This window comes from Pseudomonas sp. 67(2021) (genome assembly GCF_017491835.1).
Classification (GTDB): domain Bacteria; phylum Pseudomonadota; class Gammaproteobacteria; order Pseudomonadales; family Pseudomonadaceae; genus Aquipseudomonas; species Aquipseudomonas atacamensis.
In genome coordinates this window covers 1-5,559 of sequence record NZ_JAFGYL010000047.1, presented here as the reverse complement: position 1 = coordinate 5,559, position 5,559 = coordinate 1, and the positions used below count along the sequence as shown (strand labels likewise).

Genomic DNA, 5,559 nt, shown 5'->3' with positions numbered 1-5,559 from the left:
GTACATAGGCGCCTGTTCGAGTGCTCTTGCACAAAAGAAACGGACAAGAAAAGTGTTGTTGTGATTGCATTTGGCAAAAACTGGATCATCGCGAATGTGCGCTATGTGTCAGAAAAACAGGCAAGCGTGCTTGGCAAATATTGCGAGATTCAGTTCACCAGAATTCGATATGATCGGGTAGAACGCCGTGGGACGACGAAAATTATTTAGGCAACTAATTGTCGTCTCGTGCAATCAGCAAGACGGATGAGTGAGCTTGAGGGAGGAGTTATGCAGTTTGATTCTGTTGCAGAAAAACTGTTTTTCAATACCGTAAAAATAACTACATGGACCGCTACCGGGGACGAGGGGTCTGGCACAGGCTTTTTCTTCGAAGCGTTGCACGATGGTCAAGCAGTTCCTCTTATCGTGACGAACAAGCATGTGGTTGATGGAACCGTGCGTGCAACTATGGTTTTTCACCGGAATGATGGCGGCAAACCCGCTCTCGGTGAAACGCTCAAAGTGGAATTTGACGCCGAAGCCTGGACTGGAATTTGGGTTGGCCACCCGGACCCAACTATTGATATTACTGTCTGCGCATTTCAACCAATGGTTCAGGCTCTTTTGGATACTCATGGTGTCAGTCCGTTTTGCGCTTTTGTCAAGTACGAGAACATCCCAAGTGCAGAGACACTCGCTGAGCTAGATGCGCTGGAATCCGTCACCTTCGTAGGTTACCCAAATGGAATCTGGGATAGCAAAAATTTCCTTCCTGTGGCCCGTCGTGGCACTACTGCAAGCCCCCTTCAAGTCAACTTTGAAGGTACTCCTCGCTTCCTAATTGACGCTTCGGTATTTGGAGGTTCAAGCGGCAGTCCAGTTTTTATAGCGGACTCAGGAAGTTATTCGACCAAAAGTGGCTCATTGGTTGCGGGTTCGAGGTTTTACTTTCTCGGGGTTATAGCCGCTGTGTTTTACAGAACCCAATATAACGAGATCGTACCTGTACCTATTCCCACTGCAATTAAAACTATGACAGCACAGCAAGAAATGCTCGATCTTGGCGTGGTCTTTAAAGCTTCAACCGTCGTGGAAACAGCAGAAGCGTTCATTCAGAGAATCATTGAAGCGAACAAAAGAAAACCGCAGTTCAGCTACAAACCTAGACTTCACGGCCTGCCGTAATGCTAGCCCCTAAAATGCGGAGTGGGTAATGAAATTTGCGGAGCCCGACCTTTTTTGACAGCTTTTACCGATTTTAGATTCGCGCTAAGTCGTTTTGTGTCAACGGTATTCAAAAAAATAGGGACGTATTTATTTTTAAAAAATACGTCCCCTTTATTGCACTTTTTTTCATTCTTTTCATCTGAACTCGCTGCGCTGCTCGAATTCACGTACTTATAAAGTGCTGATAAAACGTAGGTGGGTTGAGGCACCCTCTTGCACTTTGGTAAATCTTTCTACGCTCTCCGAGCCAAAAGCAGCAATTCATTTCCGGCTGCTTTCGACCAATTGCTGTTAGTTAGATACGCCTCAATTGGCTTTCCTGTAAGAAAATTTGCGGCATTCCCACTCAGTAACCCGATGAACGAAAAGTAATCGTCATGTGGTTCAAAGTGGGATAGCGCCAATATTCTTTTTCAACAAGGCCTGAGTGCGCGGTCGGCCGGTCGCCGAGGTAACAAAACCCAAACCATAACGGTAAATTTCAGGCAGGAAGAGCCTTTCATCTCCCAACTCTCCATCCACATCCTCATAAACCACACCAAGTTCTTGTAACGAACCGAGGAGACTTGCATCAAGACGCGCTTGCTCTTGACTAAACGGTACTTTGAGATGGCGGATACCACTTTGCTCCATAAGATCCATCCACCTTCTCAAAGGGGCCACTTCCGATTTTGCCTCCGTTACCTTTTCAACACTGCAATCGGGTATTGCCTTCCTCATTGACTCCGGAGCTAACAGACGATCCGGCCAAGTTTGTCCCGTCCGAGTTGATTCAAATGACGCAGCGAACTTCATAAATCTAACCAAGTCACGTGCTTGCACGTTGCCTTTCAAGTCGCATAGCGCTGCGTAGACCCATCGAGCGGAGTGTGCTTCTTTAGACTTTTCGCTTCCGAGTTTCTTTCCCCAGAGCCGTTCAAGTTCGGCCTTCAAATCTTGAATGCGCAGAGACTCTGCAGATTTTGGATCGTTTGAAATAATGCCAGCTTGGCAGCTCAGCATGAAAGCTAAACGAAGAAAGCTTTCGGGGTTCCAATGCAGCCTAAATGGCTGGAAGCGTTGTAACCACTGTCCCAAGTTTTGGCGGATAGTGGCTTGAACGTAATCTGCGCGCACAAATACAATGACTCCCATGTGCCGATTATCCAACTCGCTGACCCGGTTGGGTAACCGCAGCAGTGCATGTATCGCCTCATTCACATGTCTATTATCGGCATCTTTGAATGTGTCCTCAATGCCATCAAATACGAATATCACTCGTGAAGAATGTTTCGCCAATGTTTGATTTATTGTTTGAAGTCCCCCATGCGTAATGCCGAGTTGACGCGCAATGAGGTCATCCCAGAAGTCCTCCCAATGATCCGGTGGCGCTCTGAGCGCCTCTTCAATCAGGCGCCTGACCACGCTGGCGGAAAGCAACAGTTGCCTATCACTCTGTATCAATTCGGCCGTACTAATCTGCGCTAGCTTGATTTCCCCATCCGGTTTGTCCTCAATATTGTCCGACCACAGGACTGGAAATATTGCGGCATCGGTCGTGTTCGCTGGTTCGAAACCTAATTTGCTCAAGAAATGCTGCCACCTGCTCGATCCTACCAGCTGTCGAAAGGTGAAAGTTTTACCCGCGCCTTTAGCGCCGATCATCAGAAGATTGGGCAATTCATTAGCATAATGCTTACCCAGATTGATAAGTGGTTCCGTGGCCAAAATGACACTTGTTGCGCTGCTGTCGGCGAACTCTGCTGCTTTGCAAACTTCATACAACTTTGTTGCTTGTTCATGACGGGGTGCAACTGCAGGGCTAGTATCGCCACCAGAAATAGTCGTCTGTGCCGGCAAAGCCTCCGCATAGAGAGCCTTTGCCCACTCGGTTGCACTTGCAAACAATCGACTTGATTGAGGCAAGGTGTCCAACGCCTCACGCAAAGACCCGATGGACATCAGACTGCTCAGGAACTCAGCCTCCAGCCACTGCACCCCTGGCGACAGCGCATCGTCCGTAGGATATGCCTCACCCAGCGCCTTTAATGCGAGTTCGTAATGTCCAGCATCTCTTAGCTCTTTGGTGAGCAGGCTCAACACTACGGTGGGGCGCGCATTCTCAAGCTCCGCGGCTGGCAACTGGCGATTAAATGCATATAGGCGACGCAGCACTTCAGCCATCCCCTGTACTGATTGAGGTGCAACGGTACTGACGAAAAAATGATCTACACGAGGGTCAAACAGGATTGGACTGGCCAGTTCACTCAAGCCCGCTCTCAGATCTATGAACACAGCATCCACGCCCAAGTAGCTACCCAAGGCATGCAGGTGGTCTGATAGCTGCCAAGGATTATGGGGGTTGCGGGCTAAGTGTTCAGGCGCCACCGGCATGTCCTGAATTTCGGCCAAGTCTAAGGCTGCAGGCAGAATAAACAGCTCCCGCTGCAAGCCTCCAACGTTGAGCGATGTTTTGCGTAACTCCTGCGCGAAGTAGCCCAGCGTTGTATCCAGTCCGGCGGGAGGGTAATGCAAGGCTTCAAGCAACTGGACAAAAGACACCATAGGCCGATTTGCTTCGTCCAGCCAAAAGCTGACGCCGGGAGCCTCTAGGTCGGCGTCTACTACGAGAATCTTTTTAGGGGCAGCTCCCGGCTCCTGCATGCATGCGGCTACATATGTCATGAGGGCCGTCGTCCGCCCAACTCCGCCCTTAAAAGAGTGAAAGGAAATCAAATCCGGCCCTGATGTCCAACCAACGGGCATTTCAACAATGGGCTGTAGCGCAGGCTGTTCGAGCTGATCCCCTGAGATAGCTTCATCGGTTGGCAGGTAAGTAACATCACGCCACAAAGGGTAGTTTTTCTGCCCAGTGTCAGCCGCCGAACCTTCATCTCTCGTTAACTCAACCGGATAGCTTGAATCACCGATACGAAGACGGATGCAACGTTGATCGCGGTGATATGCGTTACCGAAAATCCTGCTTAGCCACTCTTCTACCAACTCATCGTCCGCTGAATGCCGCACCTCGAGTCCACTTGCAAAGCAGTCAACACTGAGCACGCCTACAGGTAAGCGGGACCAAAGTACTGAACGCTGCTTAAGCACGCGTTCAACATCCAACCACGTCAATAAACGCTGGGCTGTATCCACTTGCATACTCATTTGAGTTCTCCTTGAATCCAACTCAAAACTTGTTCTAACTGATGTTCACAATCGTTGTCTCGGGGGACTCTGCAGTCCGCACCATATCGCCAAGCCTGATGCAGGATGCTGATATCGCCATTGCGTGGCAGCTGGACACCGTTTTGCGACACCGGTAGAAGCTGTAAATTTTCAGGCAGAGATAGCTCCGCCCCGACCTTCAGATCTTTGAGCAATTGGCGCAAGTTATGGCCCGTTTTGTCGATGTCTTCGCGTTCGAAAAGACTGCGATTTTGCCTCTTGAGCCATACTGCTTTCAGTCCGCACTCCACGGCGTAAAACAACAACAAGCGGTGTGAATTCTTGCGCATGCTCCCTGTGACTGGTTTGGCGATGGTGGAGAGCTCTCGCCAAGCACGCACTAATTCGCGGTCAGTAAATGGCACTGCACTCATTGGATAGCTCCGAAGGTACAATGGGTTTGCGTGCCCCCCATGCGTATTAGCGAATCTACATTTACATCGCGCTTGGTATGCATCGAGTCGCGAACGACGAAGGCAGATAAAGCAAATTTTGGAACGAACTCCAAATTTCGGAAGGAAGTCGACTCGGTTTGCCCTACGACCTGGGGAGATTGCATTTAGTCCATCCATGAGGTGCGGAAGAGTTTCGGCTGAAGGATACGTTGATAGCGGGGGTATAAACAGACCTCCCAATAACTCATTGTCCGATGTTTTTTTGCCCCTGCTGCCAGAGATGCTCGCTTGCGGTTAACAACATTCGACGTATGGCTTGAACTGGCTAAGCGTCAAAGACTGACAATTGCATGCAATACATGATTTTTTCCACCTTGTCACCAGCCCGCTTTTCGCCGAAAGCTGCCCTCGTCTTTACGCGTGAAAGGCAGCTCTACAGGCCGTTTTAGGGCAAGCCTATCCGTCGCGACATACCGCAATGGGGCTCATTAGCACTAACGTTTAAAAACGCATCTCCAGCCACGCTCCCAGGCTACATATCCTTGCGCCTTTGCCTACAGCTACGCCAGAATCCGCCGGCTTGTGCGCCTAGGGGCCGGGTTCTATTGTGATGCGGTCGCTGACGAATCAGCGATCGGATTTGACCGTCCGCCCAATATCAAGGCGCGCCAGCGTTCTGCACCTGTTCAGGCATTGTCTGAAATTCTGTTGCGGTGGCTGTGCGTGGGACACCTTCGGGTATGCCGGGTTC

Annotated in this window: 4 protein-coding genes; 2 read left to right on the top strand and 2 right to left on the bottom strand. The window is 50.0% G+C overall.

Annotated elements, in window-relative coordinates; all coding sequences use genetic code 11:
* Both J5M66_RS26385 and J5M66_RS26380 read left to right on the top strand, forming a co-directional pair.
* Positions 1-210: hypothetical protein (locus J5M66_RS26385; RefSeq protein WP_207817521.1), on the top strand; the 210-nt coding region annotated here is incomplete at its 5' end.
* A gap of 60 nt (positions 211-270) precedes the next feature.
* A complete protein-coding gene (locus tag J5M66_RS26380; protein ID WP_243433062.1) occupies positions 271-1,167 on the top strand; it encodes a serine protease in 897 nt (298 codons plus the stop codon).
* 426 nt (positions 1,168-1,593) lie between these two features.
* Here J5M66_RS26380 and J5M66_RS26375 read toward each other — a convergent pair whose 3' ends face one another.
* Both J5M66_RS26375 and J5M66_RS26370 read right to left on the bottom strand, forming a co-directional pair.
* Entirely contained in the window at positions 1,594-4,353 is a 2,760-nt protein-coding gene (locus J5M66_RS26375) for a ParA family protein (protein WP_207809840.1), read from the bottom strand.
* Positions 4,350-4,787, bottom strand: coding sequence for a hypothetical protein (locus J5M66_RS26370; protein ID WP_207809838.1), 438 nt, complete (start codon positions 4,785-4,787; stop codon positions 4,350-4,352). Before J5M66_RS26370 ends, J5M66_RS26375 begins: the two co-directional genes overlap by 4 nt.
* Positions 4,788-5,559: the final 772 nt, after the last annotated feature.

What these genes read in the sequence shown, in the direction of transcription:
- J5M66_RS26380 (WP_243433062.1), top strand. Translation starts at nt 271, where the DNA reads ATGCAGTTTGATTCTGTTGCAGAAAAACTGTTTTTCAATACCGTAAAA.
- J5M66_RS26375 (WP_207809840.1), bottom strand. Translation starts at nt 4,353, where the DNA reads ATGAGTATGCAAGTGGATACAGCCCAGCGTTTATTGACGTGGTTGGAT.
- J5M66_RS26370 (WP_207809838.1), bottom strand. Translation starts at nt 4,787, where the DNA reads ATGAGTGCAGTGCCATTTACTGACCGCGAATTAGTGCGTGCTTGGCGA.